This window comes from Kitasatospora setae KM-6054, from assembly GCF_000269985.1.
Lineage (GTDB): Bacteria > Actinomycetota > Actinomycetes > Streptomycetales > Streptomycetaceae > Kitasatospora > Kitasatospora setae.
In genome coordinates this window covers 8,220,242-8,245,154 of sequence record NC_016109.1, presented here as the reverse complement: position 1 = coordinate 8,245,154, position 24,913 = coordinate 8,220,242, and the positions used below count along the sequence as shown (strand labels likewise).

21 protein-coding genes and 2 pseudogenes are annotated in these 24,913 nt (G+C 75.5%); 2 read left to right on the top strand and 21 right to left on the bottom strand.

Annotation, left to right across the window (positions count from 1 at the left end; genetic code table 11):
- Positions 1-3: 3 nt before the first annotated feature.
- The 10 genes from KSE_RS35860 to KSE_RS35815 all read right to left on the bottom strand — a co-directional run bounded on the left by KSE_RS35860 (position 4) and on the right by KSE_RS35815 (position 8,867).
- Positions 4-1,371 carry an acetyl-CoA carboxylase biotin carboxylase subunit gene (locus KSE_RS35860; protein ID WP_014140297.1) on the bottom strand — a complete coding sequence of 456 codons (1,368 nt, stop codon included), beginning with the start codon at positions 1,369-1,371 and terminating at the stop codon, positions 4-6.
- 9 nt (positions 1,372-1,380) lie between these two features.
- Complete coding sequence (gene accB / locus KSE_RS35855; RefSeq protein ID WP_014140296.1) at positions 1,381-1,902, bottom strand: acetyl-CoA carboxylase biotin carboxyl carrier protein; 522 nt, start codon at positions 1,900-1,902, stop codon at positions 1,381-1,383.
- Positions 1,899-3,593, bottom strand: a complete 1,695-nt coding sequence (locus tag KSE_RS35850; RefSeq protein WP_014140295.1) for an acetyl-CoA carboxylase carboxyl transferase subunit — start codon at positions 3,591-3,593, stop codon at positions 1,899-1,901. Before KSE_RS35850 ends, accB begins: the two co-directional genes overlap by 4 nt.
- Positions 3,594-3,661: 68 nt before the next feature.
- Positions 3,662-3,982, bottom strand: a complete 321-nt coding sequence (locus tag KSE_RS35845; RefSeq protein ID WP_014140294.1) for a TcmI family type II polyketide cyclase — start codon at positions 3,980-3,982, stop codon at positions 3,662-3,664.
- 5 nt (positions 3,983-3,987) lie between these two features.
- Positions 3,988-4,446, bottom strand: a complete 459-nt coding sequence (locus tag KSE_RS35840; protein WP_014140293.1) for an SRPBCC family protein — start codon at positions 4,444-4,446, stop codon at positions 3,988-3,990.
- A gap of 1 nt (position 4,447) precedes the next feature.
- Entirely contained in the window at positions 4,448-4,702 is a 255-nt protein-coding gene (locus tag KSE_RS35835) for an acyl carrier protein (RefSeq protein ID WP_014140292.1), read from the bottom strand.
- A 36-nt stretch (positions 4,703-4,738) separates the two neighbouring features.
- Entirely contained in the window at positions 4,739-5,959 is a 1,221-nt protein-coding gene (locus tag KSE_RS35830; protein WP_014140291.1) for a beta-ketoacyl synthase N-terminal-like domain-containing protein, read from the bottom strand.
- On the bottom strand, positions 5,956-7,221 hold the full coding sequence (locus tag KSE_RS35825) for a beta-ketoacyl-[acyl-carrier-protein] synthase family protein (RefSeq protein ID WP_014140290.1): 1,266 nt from the start codon (positions 7,219-7,221) through the stop codon (positions 5,956-5,958). The genes KSE_RS35830 and KSE_RS35825 overlap by 4 nt, the downstream gene beginning before the upstream one ends.
- Positions 7,218-7,646, bottom strand: coding sequence for a cupin domain-containing protein (locus KSE_RS35820; RefSeq protein ID WP_014140289.1), 429 nt, complete (start codon positions 7,644-7,646; stop codon positions 7,218-7,220). The genes KSE_RS35825 and KSE_RS35820 overlap by 4 nt, the downstream gene beginning before the upstream one ends.
- A gap of 87 nt (positions 7,647-7,733) precedes the next feature.
- The gene (locus KSE_RS35815) at positions 7,734-8,867 is read right to left on the bottom strand and encodes a SchA/CurD-like domain-containing protein (RefSeq protein ID WP_014140288.1); all 1,134 of its coding nucleotides are present in this window, start codon (positions 8,865-8,867) and stop codon (positions 7,734-7,736) included.
- A 261-nt stretch (positions 8,868-9,128) separates the two neighbouring features.
- Between KSE_RS35815 and KSE_RS35810 the strand changes: the two genes are divergently transcribed.
- Positions 9,129-10,787, top strand: coding sequence for an FAD-dependent oxidoreductase (locus KSE_RS35810; protein WP_033258310.1), 1,659 nt, complete (start codon positions 9,129-9,131; stop codon positions 10,785-10,787).
- A gap of 89 nt (positions 10,788-10,876) precedes the next feature.
- On the opposite strand, the gene KSE_RS35805 is transcribed toward KSE_RS35810, so the two are convergent.
- The 10 genes and pseudogenes from KSE_RS35805 to KSE_RS46530 all read right to left on the bottom strand — a co-directional run.
- Entirely contained in the window at positions 10,877-12,283 is a 1,407-nt protein-coding gene (locus KSE_RS35805; RefSeq protein WP_014140286.1) for an MFS transporter, read from the bottom strand.
- Positions 12,284-12,374: 91 nt separating this feature from the next.
- Positions 12,375-12,914, bottom strand: coding sequence for a hypothetical protein (locus KSE_RS35800; protein WP_014140285.1), 540 nt, complete (start codon positions 12,912-12,914; stop codon positions 12,375-12,377).
- Between the two features lie 93 nt (positions 12,915-13,007).
- On the bottom strand, positions 13,008-15,533 hold the full coding sequence (locus tag KSE_RS35795; protein WP_014140284.1) for a SpoIIE family protein phosphatase: 2,526 nt from the start codon (positions 15,531-15,533) through the stop codon (positions 13,008-13,010).
- Positions 15,534-15,630: 97 nt separating this feature from the next.
- The gene (locus tag KSE_RS35790; protein ID WP_014140283.1) at positions 15,631-16,281 is read right to left on the bottom strand and encodes a TetR/AcrR family transcriptional regulator; all 651 of its coding nucleotides are present in this window, start codon (positions 16,279-16,281) and stop codon (positions 15,631-15,633) included.
- A 63-nt stretch (positions 16,282-16,344) separates the two neighbouring features.
- On the bottom strand, positions 16,345-18,063 hold the full coding sequence (locus KSE_RS35785) for an AMP-binding protein (RefSeq protein ID WP_014140282.1): 1,719 nt from the start codon (positions 18,061-18,063) through the stop codon (positions 16,345-16,347).
- Positions 18,064-18,450: 387 nt separating this feature from the next.
- Positions 18,451-19,254 carry an inositol monophosphatase family protein gene (locus KSE_RS35780; protein ID WP_014140281.1) on the bottom strand — a complete coding sequence of 268 codons (804 nt, stop codon included), beginning with the start codon at positions 19,252-19,254 and terminating at the stop codon, positions 18,451-18,453.
- Between the two features lie 166 nt (positions 19,255-19,420).
- Complete coding sequence (locus tag KSE_RS35775) at positions 19,421-20,182, bottom strand: maleylpyruvate isomerase family mycothiol-dependent enzyme (RefSeq protein WP_014140280.1); 762 nt, start codon at positions 20,180-20,182, stop codon at positions 19,421-19,423.
- Positions 20,183-20,261: 79 nt separating this feature from the next.
- A complete protein-coding gene (locus tag KSE_RS35770) occupies positions 20,262-21,428 on the bottom strand; it encodes an acyl-CoA dehydrogenase family protein (RefSeq protein WP_014140279.1) in 1,167 nt (388 codons plus the stop codon).
- Positions 21,429-21,526: 98 nt separating this feature from the next.
- Positions 21,527-21,727, bottom strand: coding sequence for an acetyl-CoA carboxylase biotin carboxyl carrier protein subunit (locus tag KSE_RS45365; RefSeq protein WP_014140278.1), 201 nt, complete (start codon positions 21,725-21,727; stop codon positions 21,527-21,529).
- Between the two features lie 111 nt (positions 21,728-21,838).
- Positions 21,839-22,054: pseudogene (locus tag KSE_RS46530) on the bottom strand (acety-l/propionyl-CoA carboxylase subunit alpha); the annotation flags it as partial.
- 269 nt (positions 22,055-22,323) lie between these two features.
- On the opposite strand from KSE_RS46530, the gene KSE_RS35760 reads away from it, so the two are divergent.
- Positions 22,324-23,514 carry an IS701 family transposase gene (locus tag KSE_RS35760; protein WP_014140277.1) on the top strand — a complete coding sequence of 397 codons (1,191 nt, stop codon included), beginning with the start codon at positions 22,324-22,326 and terminating at the stop codon, positions 23,512-23,514.
- A gap of 161 nt (positions 23,515-23,675) precedes the next feature.
- On the opposite strand, the pseudogene KSE_RS35755 reads toward KSE_RS35760, so the two are convergent.
- Positions 23,676-24,887 (bottom strand): annotated as a pseudogene (locus tag KSE_RS35755) (ATP-binding protein); the annotation flags it as partial.
- Between the last annotated feature and the right edge of the window lie 26 nt (positions 24,888-24,913).

Below are 24,913 nucleotides of genomic sequence, written 5' to 3'. Positions count from 1 at the left end.
CGCTCACCCCACGGCGGCGGCCTCCTCGGCGGCCATCTCGGCGACCAGGCCGGTGGTGTGCCGGCCGGCCCGGAAGCGCGGGTCGGCGAGGGTGCGGCGCAGGTAGCCGGTGGTGGTGCGGACGCCGGGGCCGTCGATCCGGAACTCGGCGAGGGCGCGGTCGAGCCGGGCGATCGCCTGGTCGCGGTCGGGGGCCCAGGCGACGGTCTTGGCGAGCAGCGAGTCGTAGTCGGGGCCGATCAGCCAGCCGGGGTAGGCGTGGGTGTCGACCCGGACGAACGGGCCGCCGGGCGGGACGAACTCGGTGAGCAGCCCGGGGGTGGGCAGGAAGCCGCGCCCGGGGTCCTCGGCGTTGACCCGGGCCTCGACGGCGGCGCCGCGCGGGCGGACGGCGTCCTGGCGGAGGGTGAGCGGTTCGCCGGCCGCGATGGTGAGCTGTTCGCGGACCAGGTCGATGCCGGTGACCATCTCGGTGACCGGGTGTTCGACCTGGAGCCGGCAGTTGACCTCCATCAGGAAGAACCGGCCGTCGGGGGCGAGCACGAACTCGAAGGTGGCGGCGCCGACGTAGCCGACCGAGAGGGCGCCGCGGACGGCGGCGGCGCAGATCTCGCGGCGCAGCGGGTCGGGCAGGTTGGGCGCCGGGGACTCCTCGATCAGCTTCTGGTGGCGGCGCTGCACGGAGCAGTCGCGTTCGGCGAGGTGGACGGCGTTGCCGTGGCGGTCGCAGAGCACCTGGACCTCGATGTGCCGGGCGCCGTCCACGTAGCGCTCCAGGTAGAGCCGTTCGTCGCCGAAGACGGCGCGGGCGTGGGCCCGGGTCTCCTGGTAGGCGCCGGCCATCTCGGCGTCGTCGCGGACCACGGCCATGCCGCGGCCGCCGCCGCCCGCGACGGCCTTGAGGATGACGGGGTAGCCGACCCGGGCGGCGGTGGCGCGGGCCTCGGCGGGGCTGCGGACGGCGCCGACCGAACCGGGCAGCACCGGCAGTCCGGCCTCGCCCATCAGTCGGCGGGCGACGGCCTTGTCGCCGAGCTGCTCCATGACGCGCGGCGGCGGGCCGATGAAGGTCAGCCCGTTGGCCTCGCAGATCTCGGCGAAGTCGGGGTCCTCGGAGAGGAAGCCGTAGCCGGGGTGGACGGCCTGGGCGCCGGTGAGGCGGGCGGCCTCGACGATGGACGGGATGTGCAGGTAGCTGTGCCGGGCGGCGGGCGGTCCGAGGTGGACGGCCCGGTCGGCGAAGCGGACCACCGCCGAGTCGCGGTCGGCGGTGGAGTACAGGGCGACGGTGCGGATGCCCATCTCCCGGCAGGTGCGGGCGATCCGCAGGGCGATCTCGCCGCGGTTGGCGATCAGCACGGTGGAGAACACGCCGCCCCCTCAGGCCGGTTCGACGGCGATCAGCCGCTGCTGGAACTCGACGGCCGTGCCGTCCTCGACCAGGATCTCCACCACCCGGCCGGCGGTGTCGGCCTCGACCGGGCTCATCATCTTCATCACTTCGAGGATGCCGATCGGCTGGCCGGCCGTGACGGTGTCGCCGACGCTGACGTACGGCGGCGCGCCGGGCTCGGGCGAGCGGTAGAAGGTGCCGACCATCGGGGCGCGGACGTGCCGGGCGGTGCCGTTCCCCTCCGGTGCGTCCGGTGCGGCCGGTGCGGGGGCGCTGTCCGGGCCGGCGGCCGCCGGCGCCTGCTGCTCCCCGGTCGGCCACTCCACCTCGACGGCGGTGCCCAGGTGTTCGAGCCGGATCCGGCTGGGCGGCCGGGCGGTGGTGCGGGCGAGTTCGGCGACGCTGCGGCAGAGCGCCGTGAGGTCGGCGACCGGGTCGGCGGGGACGGCGCCGTCGCCGATCAGGGTGATCCGTCCGCGCTGCGCCTCGTGCTTGACCTCGACGGTCATGGCTGGCTCCGATCTGCCGCGGCCGCCCCGGTGTCGGTGCCGGTGTCGGTGCCGTAGCGGTGGAAGCGGGCCCGGCGGTCGGCGAGCAGCCGGCCGGGGGCCCAGGGGATCAGTTCGTGCAGGGCCGCGGTGAGGGCGGCCTCCAGCAGGTCGGCGGCGGCGGCGTGGTCCTGGTGGGCGCCGGCCGGGGGTTCGGGGACGATGCCGTCGACGATGCCGAGGCTGAGCAGGTCGCCGGGGTGCAGCCGGAGCGAGGCGGCGGCGGCGGGGGCGGCCCGCGGGTCCTTCCAGAGGATGGCGGCGCAGCCCTCGGGGCTGATCACCGAGTAGGTGCCGTTGGCGCAGACCAGGACGCGGTCGGCGACGGCGAGCGCGAGGGCGCCGCCGCTGCCGCCCTCGCCGATCAGCACGGCGACGATCGGGACGGGCAGCCGGGCCATCAGCCGCAGGTTCTCGGCGATGGCGGCGGCCTGTCCGCCGGTCTCGGCCTCGGGTCCCGGGTTGGCGCCGGGGGTGTCGATCAGGGTGACGACGGGGAGGCCGAGCTTGGCGGCCAGCCGCATCAGCCGGGCGGCCTTGCGGTAGCCGGAGGGCTGGGCCATGCCGAAGTTGCGGCGGCGCCGTTCGCCGAGGTCGGGTCCGCCCTTGTGGTGGCCGATCAGGACGACGGGGGTGCCGGCCAGCCGTCCGGTGCCGGCCACGATGGCGGGGCAGTCCTCGGCGAGCCGGTCGCCGTGCAGTTCCTGGAAGTCGTCGACCAGGCGGCGGATGTAGTCGAGCGTGGTGGGCCGTTCGGGGTGCCGGGCGAGCCGGACGTTCTGCCAGGGGTCGCGGTCGGCCAGCTCGTCGGCGGCGCGCAGGATCGCGGCGCCGTCGCCGGGCGGCAGCGGACCGGTGACGGCGCGCAGGCCGAGCAGCCGGCCGAGGACGGGGCGCAGCCCGACCCGGGGGACGACGTCGTCGACCATGCCGTGGGCGAGCAGGAACTCGGCGGTCTGGAAGCCCTCGGGGAGGGTCTCGCCGGTGGTCTGCTCGATCACCCGGGGTCCGGCGAAGCCCATCCGGGCGCCGGGTTCGGCGAGGATGACGTCGGCGAGGGTGGCGAAGGAGGCGGCGACGCCGCCGTAGGTGGGGTCGGTGACGATCGAGACGGTGAGCACCCCGGCGTCGTCGAGTTCGGCCATCGCCTGGGCGGTCTTGGCCATCTGCATCAGCGACAGCGCGCCCTCCTGCATCCGGGCGCCGCCGCTGGCGGTGACCAGGACGAGCGGGACGCGGCGTTCCAGGCTGGTGCGGGCGGCGTGGGTGATGAGGGCGCCGACGGCGCAGCCGAGGCTGCCGCCGAGGAAGCGGAAGTCCATCACGGCGACGACGCACGGCTGGCCCTCGACCGTCCCGGCGGCGCACAGCACGGCTTCGGCCAGTCCGGTGTCGGCCCTGGCCCGTTCGAGGCGTTCGGTGTAGGGGCGGCTGTCGACGAAGCCGAGCGGGTCGTGCAGGGCGGGCACCGGTCCGATGCTCTCGGCGCTGTCCGGGTCGAGCAGTTGGTCGAGCCGTTCGGGGGCGGTGAGCCGCCCGTGGTACCCGCAGTCGGGGCACACGTGCAGGGTGCGCGTCCAGCGTTTTCGGTAGACCAGGGCGCCGCAGCCCGCGCAGCGCGTCCAGTCCGCCGGTTCGGTCCGCTCGGGCACGGCGGCTCTCCCTTCCCTGCCGCGTACGGGTGCGTGCGTACGCGCGTCCAACGGGGGTCCGGCCGGGTTCAGCGGTCCCAGCGGTAGAACTCGTGGGCCATGGCGTCGGCGGGGCTGCGCCAGGTCGCCGGGTCGTAGGCGTCGACGTAGACGGCGAGGCGTTCGCTGACGTCGCGGAACTCGGGGTGGGCGGCGTACTTGGCGACCTCCGGTCCGGCGGGGCGCGCGGACTCGATGAGGTGCAGGTAGACGTCGCCGAACTGGAACAGGCTGCGGCCGCTGACGCCGATCAGGCCGGGCAGCTCGCCGCGGTCGGAGTCGGCGAAGACGCCGGCGATGTGGTCGGCGGTGCCGGGTTTCATCCGGGCGACGATCAGGGTGCGGTGCACGTCGTTCATCCGGCCGCTCCGGCGCGGTGCTCGACCTTGGCGCGGATCAGCTCCATCTGGACCTTGGAGTTGCGGTTGATCCGGTCGGTCATGCCGAGGTCGTCGACGGGGGCGGTGGGCTTCATCGCGAAGTCCTGGATCCAGCGCATGCTGGTGCCCTGCGGGAGGTCCTCGTACTCCCAGCGGATCTCCATGAACTCGAACGGGCCGGGTTCGACCCGGCGGGCCCGGACGGCGAGGGAGTCGCGGTCGGTCTCGCGCTCGGAGACCCAGCTCCAGACCTGGCCGTTCTCGTCGGGGTGCATGGTGAGCCGGAAGCGGACCAGCTGGCCCTGCCGGTCGAGGACCTCGACGGCGGCGTACTCGCTGAACAGCTGGGGCCAGTTCTCCAGGTCGTTGGTGACGTCCCAGACCAGGTCGAGGGGGGCGTTGATGAGGATCGTGTTGTCGGTGTGTCCGGGCATCTCAGGCACCAGCCTTCACGGTGGAGTTGACGGTCTGCAGGAACTCGGCGACCGGGCGGCCGAGCAGGTCGGAGGAGTCGATGGAGACGCCGTAGCGGTTCTCCAGGTCGGCGAGGACGCCGAGCACGCCGAGCGAGTCGACGCCGAGGTCGAGGAACATGCAGCCGGGGTCGGCGAGTTCGTCGACGGTCACCGCGACGCCGGCCCGGGTCTTGATCAGGGTGGCGAGCTCCTCGTAGGTGATCTCGGTGGCCATGTCGTGCTCCTTCGGAAGGCGGGACGGGACGGGCGGTCAGGGCCGGCGCAGCACCAGGGCGGTGTTGGAGCCCATCAGGCCGCGGCTGAGCACCAGGGCGGTGCGCAGGCCGGCGGCGCGCGGGTGGCCGGTGACCAGGTCGATGCCGTGGTCGCAGTCGGCGGTGTGCGGGGTGGGCGGGACCAGGCCGTGTTCGAGGGCGAGCACGGCGGCGGCGGTGTCCAGCGCGGCGGCGCCGCTGTGGGCCCGGCCGAGGCCGGCCTTGGGGGCGGTGACCGGGACCCGGCCGGCGTGCTCGCCGAGGGCGTCGGCGAGGGCGAGGGCCTCGGCCCGGTCGGCCTCGGGGACGCCGAGGGCGTCGGCGAAGACCACGTCGATCTCGTCGGGGGCGCAGCGCGCCTCGGCGAGGGCGCCGCGGATCGCGTGGGCGAGTCCGTCGCGGCTGTCGGTCCAGCGGGCGGCGCCGGTGAAGGTCGCGGTGTGGCCGGCGATCTCGGCGCGCGGGCGGGCGCCGCGTCGGCGGGCGGTCCGCTCGTCCTCGACGACGAACATGGCGCCGCCCTCGGCGGGGACGAACCCGGCCGCGTCGGTGCCGAACGGGCGGTAGGCGCGTTCGGGGTCGGCGCTGGTGGAGAGGCCGGGGTAGCCGAGCTGGCAGACCATCGAGTACGGGGCGACGGGGGCCTCGGCGGCGCCGGCCAGTACGGCGTCGGTGCCGCGGGCGACGGCCCGGGCGGCGTGCGCGAGGGCGTCGAGGCCGCCGGCCTCGTCGGAGGCGACCACGCCGCAGGGGCCCTTGAAGCCGCCGCGGATGGAGATCTGGCCGGTGGAGGCGGCGTAGAACCAGGCGATCGACTGGTAGGGGCCGACGTGGTGCGGCCCCTCGGCCCACAGGTGCTGCAGTTCGCGCTGGCCGAACTCGCCGCCGCCGGAGCCGGCCGCGGTGACCACGGCGACGCCGAACGGGTCGTCGGGGTGGTCGGCCAGGTCGGCGTCGGCCATGGCGAGTTCGGCGGCGGCCATCGCGAAGTGCGTGAAGCGGTCGGTCTGGACGAGGTAGCGCGGTTCGACGTACTCCTCGGCGTCGAAGCCGCGGACCAGCCCGGCGACCTTGAGCGGCAGGTTCTCGCAGCCCTCCCGGTCGATCGGGGTGAGGGCGGAGCGGCCCTCGCACAGGGCCTTCCAGTAGTCGTCGGCGCCGATGCCGTTGGGCGCGACGACGCCGAGGCCGGTGATCACCGCGCGGCGTCCGTTCATGCGGCGGCCTCCGCCCGGCTCAGCACGACCGCGGACTGGAAGCCGCCGAACCCGCTGCCGACCGACAGCACGTGGCGCAGCGGCAGTTCGCGGGCGGTGCGGGGGACGTAGTCGAGGTCGCACTCGGGGTCGGGCTCGGTGTAGTTGGCGGTGGGCGGGACGACGCCGTGGTGCAGGGCGAGGGTGCAGGCGACGAGTTCGATGGCGCCGATCGCGCCGAGCGAGTGCCCGACCATCGACTTGATGGAGCTCATCGGGGTGCGCCGGGCGTGCTCGCCGAGGGAGCGCTTGACGGCGGCGGTCTCGTGCCGGTCGTTCTGCTTGGTGCCGGAGCCGTGCGCGTTGACGTAGTCGACGGCGTCGCCGGGGAGTTCGGCGTGCGCCAGCGCCCGGTCGATGGCCCGGGACATCTCCAGGCCGTCCTGGGTGAGGCCGGTCATGTGGTAGGCGTTGCCGAAGGTGGCGAAGCCGCCGAGTTCGGCGTAGATCCGGGCGCCGCGCCGCCGGGCGTGCTCCCACTCCTCCAGGACCAGGACGGCGCCGCCCTCGCCGAGGACGAAGCCGTCGCGGCCCGCGTCGAAGGGGCGGGAGGCGTGCTCGGCGTCGTCGTTGCGGGCCGAGGTGGCCTTGATGGCGTCGAAGCAGGCGACGGTGATCGGGGAGATCGGCGAGTCGCAGGCCCCGGCGACGATCACGTCGGCGCGGCCCTCCTCGATGGCGAGGGCGGCGTAGCCGACGGCGTCCAGGCCGGAGGTGCAGCCGGTGGAGACGGTCTGCACGGGGCCGCGGGCGCCGACCTGCTCGGCGACGGCGGAGGCCAGGGTGGACGGGGAGAAGGCCCGCTCCAGGTGCGGGGCGGCCGGGGCGTGGTCGACGTCCCAGTGTTCGCCGCGGCCACTGACCAGCACGTAGTCGCGTTCCAGCCGGGTGGTGCCGCCGACGGCGGTGCCGAGCGAGACGCCGATCCGCCAGGGGTCCTCGCGGTCGGGGTCGATCCCGGCGTCGGCGACCGCCTCGGCGGCGGCGACCAGCGCGAACTGCACGTACCGGTCGTTGCGGGCGGTCTGTTCGGGGGTGAGTCCGTGCGCGGCGGGGTCGAAGTCGCACTCGGCGGCGATCCGGGAGCGGAAGCCCTCCGGGTCGAACAGGGTGATGCCGCGGGTGGCGGTGCGGCCCTCGGTCAGCAGCGACCAGAACCGGGGGACGCCGATGCCGCCGGGGGCGACCACGCCGATCCCGGTGACCGCGACCCGGCGGGTCACGAGGCCGCCCCCGCCGGTTCCGGCGGTCCGGCTTCGGCGCCGGTCTCCTCGGTGTCGACGTGGCCGAGCTCGGGGCGCGGGGCGAGCGGTCCGAGGTGGAAGACCATCCGGGCCTCGGTGGAGCCGACGTTGCGGAAGCGGTGCCGCATCCCGATCGGGATCATCAGCCCCTGGTCGGGGCGCAGCGGCCGGGTGACGCCGTCGAGGTCGACCTCCAGCTCGCCGGCGACCACGAACACGAACTCCTCGGAGTACGGGTGGTAGTGCTCGCCGATCCGGTCGCCCGGTTCGATGATCGCCACCCCCATGAACCCGCTGGTCGCGCCGACCGCCGGCGGGGTGAGCATGGCCCGCAGGTCGCCGCCGCGCTTGCGGTTGGGGGGCGCGTCGTCGACGTGGATGATGCGTGGCGTCTCGGTGGTCACGGTGGTCTTCCTCTCGTGGCGGGTCGTGCGGGGTGCGCGGGTGGTGCGGGGGCGTGCGGGGGTGTGCGGGCCGTGCGCGCGGGTGGCTCAGTCCTCGGCCGAGGTGCGGTCGGTGACCGGGGTGGTGGCGCAGGCGTCGAGCAGCCGGCGCAGGCCGTCGAAGGTGCGCTCGGCGGGCTCGGAGAGCTTGCCGAGGACGGCGGCGGCGCGCGGCCCGGACAGGCCGAGGGCGGTGGCGGGGTCGTCGGCGGGGTCGCCGAGCAGGTCGACCAGCCGGACCACCAGGTCGCCGCTGCGGTAGACGGTGGCGCGCACCAGCGGGCCGCCGGGGTCGGCGGCGGCGTGCTCGTCCTCCTCGGCCAGCAGCTCGGCGAGGGCGGCGCCGGCGCCGGGGCGGACGGGGTACAGGTAGGCGTGCCGCCCCGCCTGGCCGGTCTTGAGCGCGGCGTGGTGGTGGACGGCGGGCAGGGCGGCGCGCTGGAAGAAGTCGCGGGCGGACAGCGGGTCGTCCAGGTCGCGGTCCTCCTCCAGGTACGGGTTGATCGCCTCCTCGACGGCCCGCACCTCGGGCTGCCGGGCGACGTGCCGCAGCGCGGCGACCAGGTCGCCGGCCACCTCGACGCAGCGCACGATCCGGTTGCCGCGGATGAACAGCGAGGTGCGCAGCAGCCGGGTGGTGTCGTCGACCCGGGCCTGCGGGGAGCGGTAGCCGGCCAGCAGTTCGGCGGCCCTGGCCTCGCTGCCGGGCTTCACGGTGAAGCTGAGCGCGTGCCGCACCACCCCGTCCGGGCCGGGCCGGGGGGTGCCGGGGACGGCGGGGTGGTGCTCGCCGGGGCGCAGCGGCGGGGCGTCGGTGTCGGTGGCGGTGGTGCCGTGGGTCTCGCGCAGGACGGTGTAGCGCAGCGAGCGGTTGTCGCGGACGCAGCCGTGCATCGGCTTGACCATCTCGCGGTGGGCGGGGCTGTCGACCCAGGCGAGGAAGGGTTCGGCGCTCTCCCACTCGCTGGTGATCAGCCAGCGGGACGGGTCGTCGATGGACTGGCAGAGCTGGTCGCTGATGTGGCCGGGGACGGCCGAGACCTGGTAGCGGAGCAGCTCGTAGGCCTCCAGGAAGCGGTCCTGGGCGCCGTCGTAGACCTCCAGCATCAGGATGACGCGGAGCCGGCCCGGGGTGGGCCGGCCCGCGGTGGTGGTCTCCTCGGGGGCGGAGAGCAGGGTCATGGTGGCGGGTCCTGTCGTCGGTTCGCGGTGCGCGGTCGGTGCTTCGCCCGCGAAGGGCCCTTCGCCGCCGCGGGGTGCGGGCCGCCGCCGGCCGGGGCGGTCGGCGGGTGGGGCCCGGTTCGCCCTCGATCGTCAGCGCGCGGCGGGGGCCGCGCGAGAGTTCGCGGCCATCCGGGCGAAGCACCCTGCGTGCCCGTCCGCGACGGGGGATGGATGTCGGGTCTGGCGCGACCCGCGCCCCGCACGAATGGAGCAGAGCTGATGAACACACAGATGGCGGACCGGGTGCCGGTCCTGATCGCGGGCGGTTCGCTGGTCGGACTGTCGGCCTCGCTCTTCCTGGGCCGGCTCGGCGTCCCGCACCTGTTGGTGGAGCGGCACGCCGAGACCTCCCGGCACCCGCGCGGGCGCGGCAACAACCTCCGCACCATGGAGCTGTTCCGGGTCGCCGGGGTGGAGGAGGACGTCCGGGCCGCCGCGTCGGTGCTGGCCGGCAACCACGGCATCCTGCAGGCCGAGACGCTCTCCGGCGGCGAGCAGGAGTGGCTGTTCCGGGAGATCGACCCGGGCGGCGGGCTGGCCAGGTTCAGCCCGTCCGGGTGGTGCCTGTGCAGCCAGAACGACCTCGAACCGGTGCTGCTGCGGCACGCCGCCGGGCGCGGCGACGTCCGCTTCAACACCGAGCTGCTGTCCTTCGTCCAGGACGCCGACGGGGTGACGGCCCGGCTGCGGGACCGGGCCACCGGTGAGGAGAGCGAGGTGCGGGCGGACTACCTGGTCGCGGCGGACGGGCCGCGCAGCCCGGTCCGGGAGCGGCTGGGCATCGGGCGGTCCGGGCGCGGCGACCTGTTCCACAACGTGTCCGTCACCTTCCGGGCCAAGCGGCTCGCCGAGGTGGTCGGCGACCGGCTGTTCATCGCCTGCTACCTGACCGACCCGGCCGGCGCGGGCGCGCTGCTGCCCGTCGACAACCGCGAGCAGTGGGTGTTCCACCTGCCCTGGCACCCCGAGCGCGGCGAGGCCGTCGAGGACTTCACCGACGCCAGGTGCGCGGCCCACATCCGGGCCGCGGCCGGGGTCCCCGACCTGGACGTGGAGATCACCGGCCGGGCGCCCTGGCACGCCGCCGAACGGGTCGCCGACCGGTACGCCGAGGGCCGGGTCTTCCTGTGCGGCGACGCCGCCCACGAGATGCCCCCCACCGGGGCGTTCGGCTCCAACACCGGCATCCAGGACGCGCACAACCTGGCCTGGAAGCTGGCCGCCGTGCTCGGCGGCTGGGGCGGCCCGCGCCTGCTGGAGTCGTACCAGGCCGAGCGGCGGCCGGTCGCCGTGCAGACCGCGGCCCGGGCGGCGGCCCGCTCGGTGGAGCACCGGCACCCGGGCTTCGACGCGGCGCCGGTCGGCGGGCCGCGCACCGACGTCCTCGCGGTGGCGCTCGGCTACCGCTACCCCGAGGGCGCGCTGGTCGGCGCGGACGCCACCGCCGGGGTCGTCCCCGAACGCTTCGCCGCGACCGGCGAGGTCGGCACCCGGGCCCCGCACCTGTGGCTGCGCGGCGCCGACGGCGAACGGGTCTCCACCCTCGACCTGTTCGAGCGCGAGCCGGTGCTGCTCGCGCCCGCGGCGGGCGGCGGGCGGTGGGCGGAGGCGGCCCGGGCGGTGACCGGGGAGACCGGCGTCCCGATCCGCTGCCTGCTGCTCGGCGAGGGCGGCGACTACCTCGCCGAGCCCGTCCCCGAGCCCCCGGCCGGCCGCGGCCCGGCCGGCCCCGTCGGCTGGCCCGCGGTCTACGGGCTGCGCGAGGGCGGCGCGGTGCTCGTCCGCCCGGACGGGTTCGTCGGCTGGCGCGCGAGCAGCCCGGTCGGCGACCCGGCGGCGGCCCTGCGGGTGGCCGTCCGGGGGGTGGCGGGCCTGTAGCGCGGGGCCGCGTGGGGGCGGGGCCGCGCGGGCGTGCCGGTGGGCCCCGTCGTCCGGCCGCGCGGGCCCCGGCCCGGGGAGGGGCCCGCTCAGTGGCGGGTGGCCGCGGCGAGGGCGAGCAGGACGAAGCCGAGGACGACGGCGAGGCTGAGCTGGAAGGCGGCGGGGTAGTCCGCGGGGGTGCCGAGGTGGGAGAAGAAGGTGGCTCCGACGGTGGCGATGCCGGCGGCGGAGCCGATCCGCTGGGCGGTCTGCAGGACGCCGCCGGCCGAGCCGGCCCGGGTGACGGGGACGTCCTGGAGGGTGAGGGCCTGGTTCGGGGAGACCACCAGGCCGCTGCCGAGGCCGGCCAGCAGCAGCGGGAGGGCGGTGGCCCAGCCGACCTCGGGGCCGTCGAAGAGGTGGACGGCGAGGGCGGCGAGGGCGAGGCCGACGGCGACGGTGGTGAGGCCGGCGGCGATCAGCCGGCGGCCGTACCGGGTGACGAGGCGTCCGCCGACGGTGGAGGCGACCGCGGAGGCGAGGGCGAAGGGGGTGATGGCGAGGCCGGCCTGCAGGGCGGTGTAGTGGCGGCCGGACTGCAGGTAGAGGGTGAAGACGAAGAAGACCGCGGTGAACCCGGCGAAGTAGAGCAGCGAGACCAGCGCGCCGCAGGTGAAGGAGCGGGTGTCGAACAGCCCCGGGTGGACCAGCGGTTCGCGCCGCCGGGCGTACCGGCGCTCCCACCACACGAAGGCGCCCAGGACGAGCGCGGCGCAGGCCGGCAGCAGCCACTTGCGGGCGTCGTGCCACTGGGTCTGGACGAGCGGGAGCAGCAGCAGGACGGTGCCGGTGCCGAGCAGCAGCACGCCGACCGGGTCGAAGTCGCGGCGGGCGCAGGTGGCGGGGGTGGGCGCGGGGAGCAGCCGGTGGGCGAACGGGAGGGCGGCGACGCCGATCGGGAGGTTGACGTAGAACACCCAGCGCCAGCCCTCGGCGGTGCCGAACGCGGCGATCAGCAGGCCGCCGAGCAGCGGGCCGACGGCGGTGGAGAAGCCGATGGTGGTGCCGAGCAGGCCGAACGCGCGGGCCCGTTCCTCGCCGCGGAAGAGCTGCTGGATGAAGCCGGAGACCTGGGGGACGAGGAGTCCGCCGGCCATGCCCTGGAGCAGTCGGGCGACGACCAGCCAGCTCTCGCCCCGGGCGGCGCCGGCCAGCGCGCTGGTGGCGGTGAACAGGGCGAGGCCGGCGAGGAAGACCGGGCGGCGGCCGATCGCGTCGCCGAGCCGTCCGGCCGGGACCAGGACCAGGCCGAAGGCCAGCGAGTAGCCGGAGAGCACCCACTGCAGCCCGGCCTCGGACATGTGCAGGCCGTCGCGGACGGACGGCAGGGCGACGTTGACGATCGACACGTCGAGCAGGGTCATGAACCCGGCGACCAGGCACACCGCGAGGGCCCGCCAGCGGTGCGCCTCCGGGCTCGGGGCGTCGGTCGTCGTGCTGGGCTGGGTGGCCATCGCGGGGGTTCCCTTCCGTCCGGCGTCCAGTCTCGGAGGCGTCGGCGGCGGGCGGCGGGCGGCGCGCCGGGGCCGGGCGGCTGACGCGGGGTCAGGGGCCGAGCGGGATCCGGCGGGCGTCGGCGGCGGCGGGCGGGACGGCGCCGAGGTCGGTGAGGGTGGTGACGACCACGGAGTCGGGGCCGGGCAGCCAGTTGCTGGTCTTGGACTGGACGGTGACGGCCTGCCGCTGTTCGGTGCCGTCGCAGACCACCTGCGAGGGGGCGGTACGGGTCGAGCCGAACGCGATGGTGGCGGGGTCGTCGGGGTCGGGCTGCTCGACCGAGGTGTTCAGCGAGCGCGGCTGGTCGCTCGGCGCGCAGGTGTAGGCGAGGACCACCCGGACCCGGCCGGGCATCCTCGGGTCGATCGCGGCCCCGGTGATCGCGATGGCGGTCCGGGCCGGCTCGGCGGATGGCGAAGGCGAGGGCGAGGGCGAGGGCGTCGGCGAGGGTTCAGCGGACGGCGAGGGCTCCGCGGAGGGGGACGGGCTCTCGGCGAGCGGGGCCGGCGCGGCGGACGGGGCCGGGGCGAGGGCGGCCGCGGCGGTGGTGAGGGCGAGCAGGCCGGCGGCGAGCAGACGGACGGGCACGGGGGGCCTTTCGGTCGACGGCGGGGCGTGCTCCGACTGTCCGCCAGTTCCGCCGCCCGGGCGAGCCGTCGCGCCCGGGCGGGTGTCGGTCCGTCAGCCCGGCCGGTACGGGAGCTCGATCTCCGCCCAGACCACCTTGCCGTGCCGGGTGGGGCGGCTGCCCCAGCGGTGGGCGAGCTCGCTGACCAGGTGGATGCCGCGGCCGCCCTCGTCCTCCTCGGCGGAGCTGCGCAGCCGGGGCGGCTGGCCGCCGACGTCGGAGACCTCCAGGGTGAGGGTGCGGTCGCGGAAGATCCGCAGTCGGCGCGGGGCGTCGGCGTGCAGCAGGGCGTTGGTGACGAGTTCGCTGACCACGAGTTCGGCGTAGTCGGTGAGCGCGGACAGGCCCCAGGCGTCCAGGGTGGCGCGGGTGAAGCGGCGGGCGCGGGCGGGCAGCGGGCCCTCGCTGGGCAGCAGCAGGGTGGCGATCCGGTCGGCGGGGACGGGCAGGACGCGGGCCATGATCATGGCGATGTCGTCCTCGGTGCCGTCGGTGACCAGGGTGGAGAGCGCGGCGTCGCAGCTCTCCTCCAGGGTGCGGCCGGGGATGGCGAGGGTGCGGGCGAGCAGGCCGATGCCCTCGTCGAGGTCGCGGCCGCGGCGTTCGACCAGGCCGTCGGTGTAGAGGGCGAAGGTGGCGCCGGGCGGCAGGGTGAACTCGATCGACTCGAAGGTGCCGCCGCCGACGCCGAGCGGGACGCCGGAGGGCAGGTCGACGACGTGCGCGGTGCCGTCGGGGTCGACCCGGACCGGCGGCAGGTGGCCGGCCGAGCAGACCACCACGCTGCGGTCGACCGGGTCGTAGACGGCGCACACGCAGGTCGCGAACTGGCCCTCGCCGATCGCCGAGGCGGTCTCGTCGAGCCGGCCGAGGACCTGCTCGGGCGGCAGGTCGAGGGTGGCCAGGGTGCGGGCGACGGTGCGCAGTTGGCCCATCGTGGCGGCGGCCCGGATGCCGTGGCCCATCACGTCGCCGACCACCAGGGCGACCCGTCCGCAGGAGAGCGGGACGACGTCGAACCAGTCGCCGCCGACCTCGCTGACCACGCTGGAGGGCAGGTAGCGGTGGGCGATCTCCAGGCCCAGGGTGCGGTGGATCTCCTGCGGCAGCAGGCTGCGCTGCAGGGTGAGGGCGGTCTCCCGCTCGCGCCGGTAGAGCCGGGCGTTGTCGATGGCCAGCGCGGTGCGGGCGACGAGTTCCTCGGCGAGCGCGACGTCGGCGGCGCCGAACGGCTCGGGGTTGCGGGTGCGGACGAACTCGGCGCCGCCGAGCACCATGCCGCGGGCGATCAGCGGCACCAGCAGGTACGAGTGGATGCCGGCGGCGACGCCGGAGGCGACCCGGTCGGGGTCGGGGACGAGGCCGCGCAGCACCTCCTCGTCGACGTGCGGCTTGAGCAGCGGGCGGCCGCTGCGCAGGCACTGGGTGTAGACCCGGTGCGGGCCGTACTCGGTGGTCTCGCCGACGGTGTCGGAGACGGTGGTCAGCCCGGAGCCGTACGCCTCGCCGACCGCGACGGCGCGGACCTGGACCGGTCGGCCGGGCTGGATCGGGGCGGGCTCCTCGCCGCGCAGCACCGGCTCCAGCAGGTCGACGGTGGCGAAGTCGGCGAACTTCGGGATGATCGCCTCGACCATCTCCTCGGCGGTGCGCTTGAGGTCGAGGGTGGTGCCGATCCGGGCGCCGGCCGCGGCGAGCAGGGTGAGCCGCTCCTGGGCGCGGGAGGCGCGGGCCTCGGCCCGGAAGCGCTCGGTGACGTCGATGATCGAGGAGGAGACGCCGAGCACCTTGCCGGTGGAGTCCTCCAGCCGGAAGTACGAGGCCGACCAGGCCCGGTCGCGGCGCGGGTCGCCGGGGACCCGGCCGTGCGAGCGGGCGTCGACCACCGGCTTGCCGGTGGCGAGCACCTGGCGCATCACGTTCTCGATCTCGGCGGCGTTGATGCCGGGCAGCAGGCTGGAGATCCGCCGGCCCAGGTGCTCCTCGACGCTGAGGCCGTTGATCCGGGCCAGCGCCTCGTTCAGCCGGACGAAGCGCAGGTCGGTGTCGTAGACGGCCAGGCCGATCGGCGACTGGTCGAAGAAGCCGTCCAGGATCGCCAGGTCGGACTCGACCTCGTGCAGCACGTCGGTGTCGGAGGCGGTGGCCAGCAGCAGGGTGCGGCCGTCGGGGCCGGCGATCGGGTAGGTGTGGAACTCCAGCTCGACGGTGGAGCCGTCGCGGCGGCGCACCGGGTGGGTGCCGGACCAGCCGTGCCCGGCCACCAGCCGGGCGAACCAGGCGTCGGCGGCGGCCCGGTCCTCCTCGGGGAGCAGCAGCCGGATCGGGTGGGCGCCGATCGCCTGCCCGGCGGGCCAGCCGGTGAGCGCCTCGGCCTCCTGGCTCCAGTGCAGGATCCGGGCGTCCTGATCGACCAGCGCGGTGGCCAGCGGGACCAGGCGGTGCCCGGCCAGGCGCGCGGAAGCGGCACCCGCCGCGTCGCGGCCGGGCGTCTGTTCGAACCCGTGCGTGCTCAGTTGGCCACCTGCCCGGTACCTTCCCCGGTTCCGCCGGTCGTTCCGGCTTCCACCAGACTGCACGGCCCGTCGCACGCTGGCGACTGGTGGTCGTGCGGGCGGTCGGGCCGAAGAAGGCGAGTCTGCTCGATTCGGACCGGTTCGGGCAAGACTGTGCACCTCAACTGCCGGTCCGTGACCGTCCGGCCCCCTCCTCGCCGCCCGCCAGCGCGGCGTCCAGCAGCCTGGACCACTGGCGCACGACACCGGCCCGGCGCGGTCCGTCGTCGGTGAGCAGGTTGGCCAGACCGAGGCCGCGGGCCAGGTCCAGGGTGGCCTGGACGGTCTCCCGGACGCCGGCCGCGGACTCGTCCGCGCCCAGGCACTCGACGGCGGCCCGGTGCGCCTCCCGGCCGACGTGGTTCTCCAGCGCGGCGATCCGGCCGCGCAGCGGCTCCTCGGTGGCGGCGGCCACCCACAGGTGCAGCGCGGCCCGGAACAGCGGACCGGTGTAGAGCCGGACGATCATCTCCACCACCGCCTCGGTGCGGGCCGGGCCGGACGGCGGCAGCTGCTCGACCTGGGCCAGCACGGCGGCCACCCGCTCGGCGGCGACGTGCTCGACGGCGGCGGCGAACAGGTCCTCGCGGGTGCGGAAGTGGTGCTGGGCCGCGCCTCGGGTGACACCGGCCCGCTCGGCGACCACCAGCACCGTGGAACCGTTCCAGCCGACCTCGGCCAGACACTCGACCGCCGCCTCCAACAGCCGCCGCCGGGTGGCGCGGCTGCGGTCCTGCTGCGGGGCCCGGGCGGCGGGCGGGCTGGTCGTCATCGGCGGCTCCTGGTGGGCGCGTTCGGGTGGACGCGTTCTGTTCGGATGGCGGTGCCCCGAATCCTATGGGGCGGTGCCGGGGACGGGAGCGGTACGGGCGGGGACGGTGGTGGTGGCAGCGGTGGTGGTGGCGGCAGCGGTGGCAGCGGTGGTGGCGGCGGCGCTGCGGGCCGCGCGGTCCCGTAGTTCCCGGCGGAGGATCTTGCCGCTGGCGGACTTCGGCACCGCCTCCAGGAACTCCACCTCGCGGACCTTCTTGTACGGGGCGACCCGGCGGGCCACGTACTCGATCACCTCCTGCTCGGCCAGGTCGCAGCCGAACGCGGGCACCACGTACGCCTTGGGGCACTCGGCGCCGTGGGCGTCGGTGACGCCGATGACGGCGGCGTCGGCGATCCGCGGGTGGGTGAGCAGCAGGGCCTCCAGCTCGGCCGGAGCGACCTGGTGACCCTTGTACTTGATCAGCTCCTTGACCCGGTCGACGACGAACAGCCAGCCGGCGGCGTCGACGTGGCCGACGTCGCCGGTGTGCAGCCAGCCGTCCGGGTCGACGGTCGCGGCGGTCGCGGACTCCCGGCCGAAGTAGCCGTTCATCACCTGCGGGCCGCGGAACAGCAGCTCGCCGTCCTCTCCGGGGCCGAGGTCGCGCGGCGGGGCGTCCAGCGCGCGGATCCGCAGCTCGGTGCCGGGAACGAGGCGGCCGACCGTGCCGACCGGCGGGTGCGGGTCACCGGGCGGGACGACGTGGGTGACCGGGGAGAGCTCGGTCATGCCGTAGCCCTGCAGCAGGTGCGGCAGGCCCAGACGGCGGGCGCAGGCCGCGGCCAGCACGGCGTCCAGCGGGGCGGCGGCGGAGAGCACGTACCGGATCGAGGACAGGTCGAAGCGGTCCACCAGCGGGTGCTTGGCCAGCGCGAGGGCGATCGGCGGGGCCACGTACACCGCCTCGATCCGGTGGCGCTGGATCGCGGTCAGGAACTGCTCCAGGTCGAAGCGGGGCAGCACGACCACGGTGGAACGGGCCCGCAGCGGGCGGTTGAGCAGCGCGGTCAGGCCGTAGATGTGGGCGAACGGCAGCACGGCCAGCACCCGTTCGCCCGGGGCCGGGCCGAGCAGGGCGTCGACCTGGGCGAGGTTGGTGGAGACCGAGCGGTGGGTGAGCATCACGCCCTTGGGCAGGCCGGTCGTCCCGCTGGAGTACGGCAGCACGGCCAGGTCGGCGGCCGGATCGAGGCGGGGCGCGGGCTCGGGGGCGTCGGAGGCGGCCAGCTCGGCGAGGGTGCGGGGGCCCGCCCCGCGTTCGCCCTCGTCCGGTGCGTCCGGCGCGTTCGGCGCGTCCGGCGCGTCGCAGAGGAAGACGCCGGCCGGCGGGTGCTCGGCGGTGGCCTGCCGGACCAGCGGGAGGAAGGCGGCGGCGGTGATGATCCAGCGGGCTCCGGAGTCGCGCAGCTGGCCGGCCAGTTCGGCGGCGGTGGCGAGCGGGTTGACGGGGGTGACGGTGGCGCCGGTGCGGGTCGTGCCGTAGAAGGCCAGCGGGTACGCGAGCGAGTTCGGGCAGAGCAGCGCCACCACGTCGCCCTGCGCGACCCCCGCCGCTGCCAGCCCGGCGGCCAGCCGGCGGCTGCCCGCGTCCAGCTCCCGGTAGCTGACGGAGCGCCCGGTCAGGCCGTCCACCAGGGCCGGGCGGTCGGCGTGCTCGCCCGTCGCACAGCCGCCGAGGACCGCCTCGTGGATCGGCAGGTCGAGCGGGGCGACGGGCGGGTAGTCGCTGTGGAACACCATGCGGGCCTCCGGGCGGCTCGGCGGTCGCGGGCCGCGGGATGCGGCCACGCGGTGCCAGCCTGCCGGGGCCCAGCACGGCGCTGCCAGGGCGCGTGACGGGCTTACCGGCGTACGCGGGTACCCTCCTGGCGGACCAGCAGGTCGAGCGGCCGGGCGTGGGTCTCGGCGGCGGGCCGCGGAACGCGGTCACGCGGTCACGCGGTCACGCGGTCACGCGGTCACGCGGTCACGCGGTCACGCGGTCACGCGGTCACGCGGTCACGCGGTCACGCGGTCACGCGGTCACGCGGTCACGCGGTCACGCGGTCACGCGGTCACGCGGTCACGCGGTCACGCGGTGCCAGCCTGCCGGGAGCCGACGCCGCAACGCCAGGGCGCGTGGCGGGCTTACCGGCGTACGTGGGTGCCCTGCTGGCGGGCCAGCAGGCCGAGCAGTCGGGCGTGGGTCTCGGGGTCGGCGGCGGCGATCAGGCCGCCGGCGCCGGTGTGCACCGGTGCGCCGCGCAGGTCGGTGACGGTGCAGCCGGCTGCCTCGCAGAGGGCGATGCCGGCGGCGAAGTGCACGCTGTCGGCGAGGTGGCCGTCGGTCAGGTAGGCGGCGCGGCGGCCGGCCGCCACCCAGGCGACCGCGAGGGTGGTCGACACCACGCGCGGGCGGAACTCCTGCTCGAAGTCGGGGTCGGTGAGCAGCCGGGCGACCCGGAGTCCGGGGGCGTTCGGGTAGGGCGGGTCGAGGTTGAGGTCGACCAGCCGGGAGCGGGCCGTCGGCGCGAGCGGGGTGTCCAGGCCGTTCCGGCGCAGGTGCGCGGCGGCGCCGTCGGTCCAGTACGTCTCGCCGGTGTACGGGTCGGCGGTGGCGGCGGCGACCGTCCGGCCGTGCTCGCGCAGGGCGACGTTGACGCCCACCAGGTGCGTCCCCACCGCGAAGTTGAGCGTGCCGCACAGCGGGTCGACCAGCCACTGCCGGGCAGCGGAGCGGTCGCCGCTGCGGCCGCTCTCCTCCCCCGTGAACGCGTCGCCCGGCCGGGCCGCCCGGAGCAGGTCGAGGACGGCCCGCTCGGCGGCCAGGTCGGCGGCGGTCGCGAAGTCGCCCCCGCCCTTCTCCTCCCTGGCGATCCCCGCCCAGTCGGTGGCCCGCACCACCGCGGCTCCGGCTTCGGCGGCGCGGCGGGCGAGATCGGCGTCGTTCACGGGCGACCTTTCGGCGGGCGAAGCGGCAGAAGTGCAGGAGAGGGAGGGGGAAGGAGGGAGGAGGCGGGCGGGACGGCCTGGGGCCGGAAGCGTGCCGCCGTCTCCCGTGGCGTCTTCGACGGCGCGCCGCGGCGCGGGCCCCTGCCGGCGGGGGTGCCCGTGCTGCCTACTCCTCCGGCTCCCAGTCGTTGAGCTGGTGGAAGATCGCGGCGTCGCCGTCGATCGGGAGGCTGTCGATGGGGAGGCGGCCGTAGAGCATCCGGATGAGCTCGTCGGCGGTGCCGCGGATGGTGGCGTCCGGGGCGGCCGGGGTCGCGGGGGTGCGGGTGGCGTGGGCGCCGGTGGCGGAGAGGGCGAGGTACCAGGTGGGGCCGTCGGTGGCCTGGAAGGCGAGGGTGGCGGGGGTGTGCGGCCAGGCGACGGTGGTGGAGCAGCAGGTGAGGAGGAACTCCTCGACGCTGTCGAGGGCGACCTCGCGGGGCAGCTCGGTGGGGAGGCCGGCGGTGAGCCGGGCGTCGTAGGTGTGGACGGCCGTCTCGTTGAGGCGGCGGCGGGCGGCCCCTGCGGTGTTCTGCGGGGACTGGCCGAGGGTCCACCACGTCCAGCAGGGGGCGTCGGGGCCGGTCTCGCGGAGGGCGGCGAGGAGTTCGGCGGTGGAGTCGGCGAACCAGGCGATCAGCTCTTCCCGGTCGGTCGGGGCCGGCTCGGTGGGGCGGGGCGGGGGCGTCTCGGCGGCGCCCGCGGTGACGATCGCGGCCCAGAAGCGCTGCCCCTGGCCGAGGTGCTGGGCCAGGTCGTGCAGCGTCCACTCGGGGCAGGTCGGGACCTGCGCGTCGAGGGCGGGGGCGGCGGCGAGCGCCTCGCGGAAGGCCGCGGAGCGGTCGTCGATGAGGTTCAGCCGGGCCGGGAAGTCAAGATCGTTGGACACGGTTGACTGTCTATCATCAAGCCTCCGACGGGCGGTAGCGGTTATTCACGGCGCCCGGGCGGTCGGCGGGAGCGGCCGGTCAGTAGGAGCGGGGCAGTCCGAGGGTGTGCTGGGCGACGTAGTTGAGGATCATCTCCCGGCTGACCGGGGCGACCCGGCCGACCCGGGTGGCGGTGATCAGCGCGGCGAGGCCGTACTCCTGGGTGAGGCCGTTGCCGCCGAGGGTCTGGACGGCCTGGTCGACAGCGCGGCAGGACGCCTCGCCGGCCGCGTACTTGGCCATGTTCGCGGCCTCGCCGGCGGCGGCGTCCCGCCCCGTGTCGTACAGGTGGGCCGCCTTGCGGGTCATCAGCCGGGCGAGTTCGACCTCGACGGCGCACTGCGCGAGCGGGTGGGCGATGCCCTGGTGGGCGCCGATCGGGCGGTCCCAGACGGTGCGGGTGCGGGCGTAGGAGACGGCGGTGGCGAGAGCGTGGCGGGCGATGCCGAGGGTGAAGGCGGCGGTCATGATCCGTTCGGGGTTGAGGCCGGCGAAGAGCTGCGCCAGCCCGGAGTCGTCCGGGTCGCCGACCAGGGCGTCGGCGGGGAGCCGGGCGTCGTCCAGGAAGACCTGGAACTGCCGTTCGGGGGCGGTGAGTTCCATCGCGATGGGGCGGTACTCGAAGCCGGGGGTGTCGCGCGGGACGACGAACAGGGCGGGCCTGAGCCGACCGGTGCGGGCGTCCTCGGTGCGGGCGACGAAGAGGACGGCGTCGGCCTGGTCGATCCCGGAGACGAACACCTTGCGGCCGGTGAGCAGCCAGTCCTCGCCGTCGCGGCGGGCGGTGGTGGTGATCCGGTGGGAGTTGGAGCCGGCGTCGGGCTCGGTGATGCCGAACGCCATCACGGCGGTGCCGTCGGCGAGCCCGGGCAGCCAGCGGCGGCGCTGCGCCTCGGTGCCGTAGCGGGCGATGACCGTGCCGCAGATCGCCGGGGAGACGATCAGCATCAGCAGCGGACAGCCGGCGGCGCCCAACTCCTCCAGGACGATCGCGAGTTCGCCGATGCCCGCGCCCCCGCCGCCGTACTCGGCGGGGAGGTTGACGCCGAGGTAGCCCGCCTTCGCGGCCTCGGTCCAGAGCTCGCGGACCGGCTCCCCGGCGCGGGCCTTGCGCTGGAAGTAGGCGCGGCCGTAGCGGGCGGCGAGCGCAGCGACGGCGGCGCGCAGGTCGTGCTGTTCCTCGGTGTCGATCAGCGCTGCGGACATGGCGGGTCCTTCCGGTCGGTGGTCGGGGCGGACGGGCGGGACGGGCGGGACAGGTGGCGGTGCGGACGGGGCGGCGATCAGTGGCCAGCGGCTGGCGCTCAGCGGTCGGGGCGGACGACGGCGAGGACCGCGCCGGTCTCGACCTGGCGGCCGACGGTGGCGGTCAGGTCGGTGAGGGTGCCGTCGGTGGGGGCGGTGAGCCGGTGCTCCATCTTCATCGCCTCGATCCGGAGCAGGACCTGGCCGGCGGTGACGCGTTCGCCGGGGCGGGCGTCGATCCGGACGACGGTGCCGGGCATCGGGGCGAGCAGGGCGCCGGGGGCGAGCGGGGCGGTGGGGACCGGGAGGAGGTCGACGGCGGTGAGGGCGTGGTGGCCGGCCGGGGTGTCGACGAAGATCCGGTCGCCGTACCGGGCAACCAGGTAGCGGCGGCGCAGCGGGCCGATCGCGAGGTCGACGGACTGCGGCGTGCTGTCCAGGAGTCGGACGTCCGGGTGGCCGTCGGCGCGCAGGCCGTCGCGGGTGAGGCGGTAGTGGACGTCGAGTTGGGTGCCGTCGGCGGTGCGGTAGCGCTTGGTCTGCGGCTGGGAGGGGAGGTTGCGCCAGCCGGCCGGGAGGTGGCGCAGCGGGCCGCGGCGGTCGGCGGTGTCGGCGAGGGCGGCGGCCAGGGCGGCGAGGGCGGCCGGTTCGCCGGTCAGTTCGCCGGCGGGGGCGGTGAGTCGGGCGTGCTGGTCGGTGAGCAGGGCGGTGTGGACCCGGCCGGCCAGGAAGTCGGGGTGGCGCAGGGCGCGGACCAGCAGGTCGCGGTTGGTGGCGGGGCCGTGCAGGCGGGCGCGGGCTAGTACTGCAACGGTGCTTACCGTGACGGTTGTCGGGTTCGCTCGTTGGGCGGTTCATGGGTGGAGACATATCCGAGGTCGATGCTCGTCGCTGGTCGGACGGGCTGGCCGACCTGCACGAGCGGTTTGCTCACCGGTTCGCGCGGAGCGAGTCGCGCGAGTCGGCACTGGCCTACATGCGGGGCCTGCTGGCGCCGTTGGAGCGCAAGAACGGCTGGACGGTGGCGGAGGAGGCCGGCCATGGCGGGCCGGACCGGATCCAGAGGCTGCTGAACCGCATCGACTGGGACGCCGACAGGGTGCTCGACGACGTGCGCGGGTACGTCGTCGAGCACCTGGCGGATCCCTGCGGCGTGCTGATCGTGGACGACACCGGCTTCCTGAAGAAGGGCGTGCGGTCAGCCGGCGTCCAGCGGCAGTACTCCGGCACCGCGGGGCGGACCGAGAACTGCCAGGTCGGAGTCTTCCTCGCCTACTCCAGCGAGCTGGGCCGGACGTTGATCGACCGGGCGCTCTACCTGCCGAAGTCCTGGACCGACGACCGCGTGCGCTGCCGAACGGCCGGGATCGGCGACGAGGTCGAGTTCGCCACCAAGGTCCAGCTCGCACGGGCGATGGTCCGCCGTGCGATCGACGACAAGATCCCGTTCCGCTGGGTGACCGCGGATGCCGGCTACGGCTACAGCAAGGGCTGGCGCTACGAACTCGAGCAGGCCGACGTCTTCCACGTCATGGCCACCACCAGCCACGACACCGTCGTCACCTGGCAGGCCATGGACCATCGGCTGCACGACCTGGTCGCCGGCCTGCCCCGGCAGAGGTGGAAGCGCCGCTCCTGCGGCGAGGGCGCCCACGGCCTGCGGATCTACGACTGGGCTCGCGTGGAGGTCCGCCCCTGGCACCGTCCTGACCGCAGGCACTGGGTCCTGGCCCGCCGCAGCATCAGCGATCCCACGAAGGTCGCCTACTACATCGCCTACGCGCCGGCCGAGGCCACACTCAACGAGCTGATCGCCGTCGCGGGCGCCCGCTGGGCGATCGAGGAGTGCTTCCAGACCGCGAAAGGCCAGTGCGGCCTCGACGACTACCAGGTCCGCCGCCACCCGGGCTGGTACCGGCACATCACCCTGGCCATGGCCGCCCACGCCTACCTCACCGTCGTGCGGGCCCAGCAGATCGAAAAGGGGCCGGACCCGCTCGAACGCCAGACCTGGTACCCCTCACCCTCCCCGAGATCCGCCGGCTGATCACGCAGCTCACCCGGCCTGTCCGCCGCAGCATAGGCCACGTCCTGCACTGGTCCCGATGGCGCCGCAGACGCCAACAACAGGCCCGGACCAGCCATTACAAGAGACGAGGCCACAGCCCAAGAGCTGAAGCCTCGTCAGGGTAAGCACTGTTGCAGTACTAGGGCGTCGGCGAGGCGGCGGGCGGCGGCGGCGCGGGTGGGGGCCCAGGCGACGGCCTTGGCGAGCAGCGGGTCGTAGTGGGCGGTGATCCGGTCGCCCGGTCCGGCTCCGGCGTCCAGGCGCAGGCCGGTCGGGGTCGGCAAGGTGGAGAACTCGACGTCGGTGCCGGGGATTTCGAGGAGGTGGAGGTCGCCGGTGGCGGGCTGCCAGTCGCGGGCGGGGTCTTCGGCGTACAGTCGGGCCTCGATCGCGCAGCCCCGGGTGGGCGGTGGCTCGGCGGGGAGCTTCTCGCCTTCGGCGACGGCGAGTTGGAGGGCGACCAGGTCGAGTCCGGTGACGCATTCGGTGACCGGGTGCTCGACCTGGAGGCGGGTGTTCATCTCCAGGAAGGCGAGGCGTCCGTCGGGGGCGAGCAGGAACTCGGCGGTGCCGGCGCCCTGGTAGCCGACGGCGCGGGCGGCGGTGACGGCGGCGCCGTGCAGCCGGGCACGCAGTTCGGGGGCGAGGCAGGGGGCGGGGGCCTCCTCGACGACCTTCTGGTGGCGGCGCTGGAGTGAGCAGTCGCGGTCGCCGACCGCCCACACGGTGCCGTGGGCGTCGGCGAGCAGTTGGACCTCCAGGTGGCGGCCGGCGGGCAGGTAGGGCTCGCAGAACACCTCGCCGTCGCCGAACGCGGCGGCGGCCTCGGCCCGGGCGGCGGCCAGCGCGTCCGGGAGTTCGGCGAGGGTGCGCACCACCCGCATGCCGCGTCCGCCGCCGCCGGCCGCGGCCTTGACCAGCAGCGGCAGGTCGCTCTCGGCGGGTTCGGGGCCGACGGTGAGGACGGGGATGCCGGCGGCGGCCAGCAGGCGCTTGGCGGCGGTCTTGGAGCCCATCGCGGCGATGGCGGCGGGCGGCGGCCCGATCCAGCGCAGCCCGGCGTCGAGCACGGCCTGCGCGAACTCGGCGCTCTCGGACAGGAATCCGTACCCGGGGTGGACGGCGTCGGCGCCCGCGTCGAGGGCGGCGCGGACCAGCAGGTCGGCGCGCAGGTAGGTGTCGGCGGGCGCGGCGCCGGGCAGTCGGACGGCGGTGTCGGCCTCCCGGACGTGCCGGGCACCGGCGTCCGGATCGGAGTGGACGGCGACGGTGGCGATGCCGAGGGTGCGGCAGGTGCGCAGGATCCGGCGGGCGATCTCACCCCGGTTGGCCACCAACAGCGAACTGATCATCCGTCACTTTCCTTTGCTTGCATGGT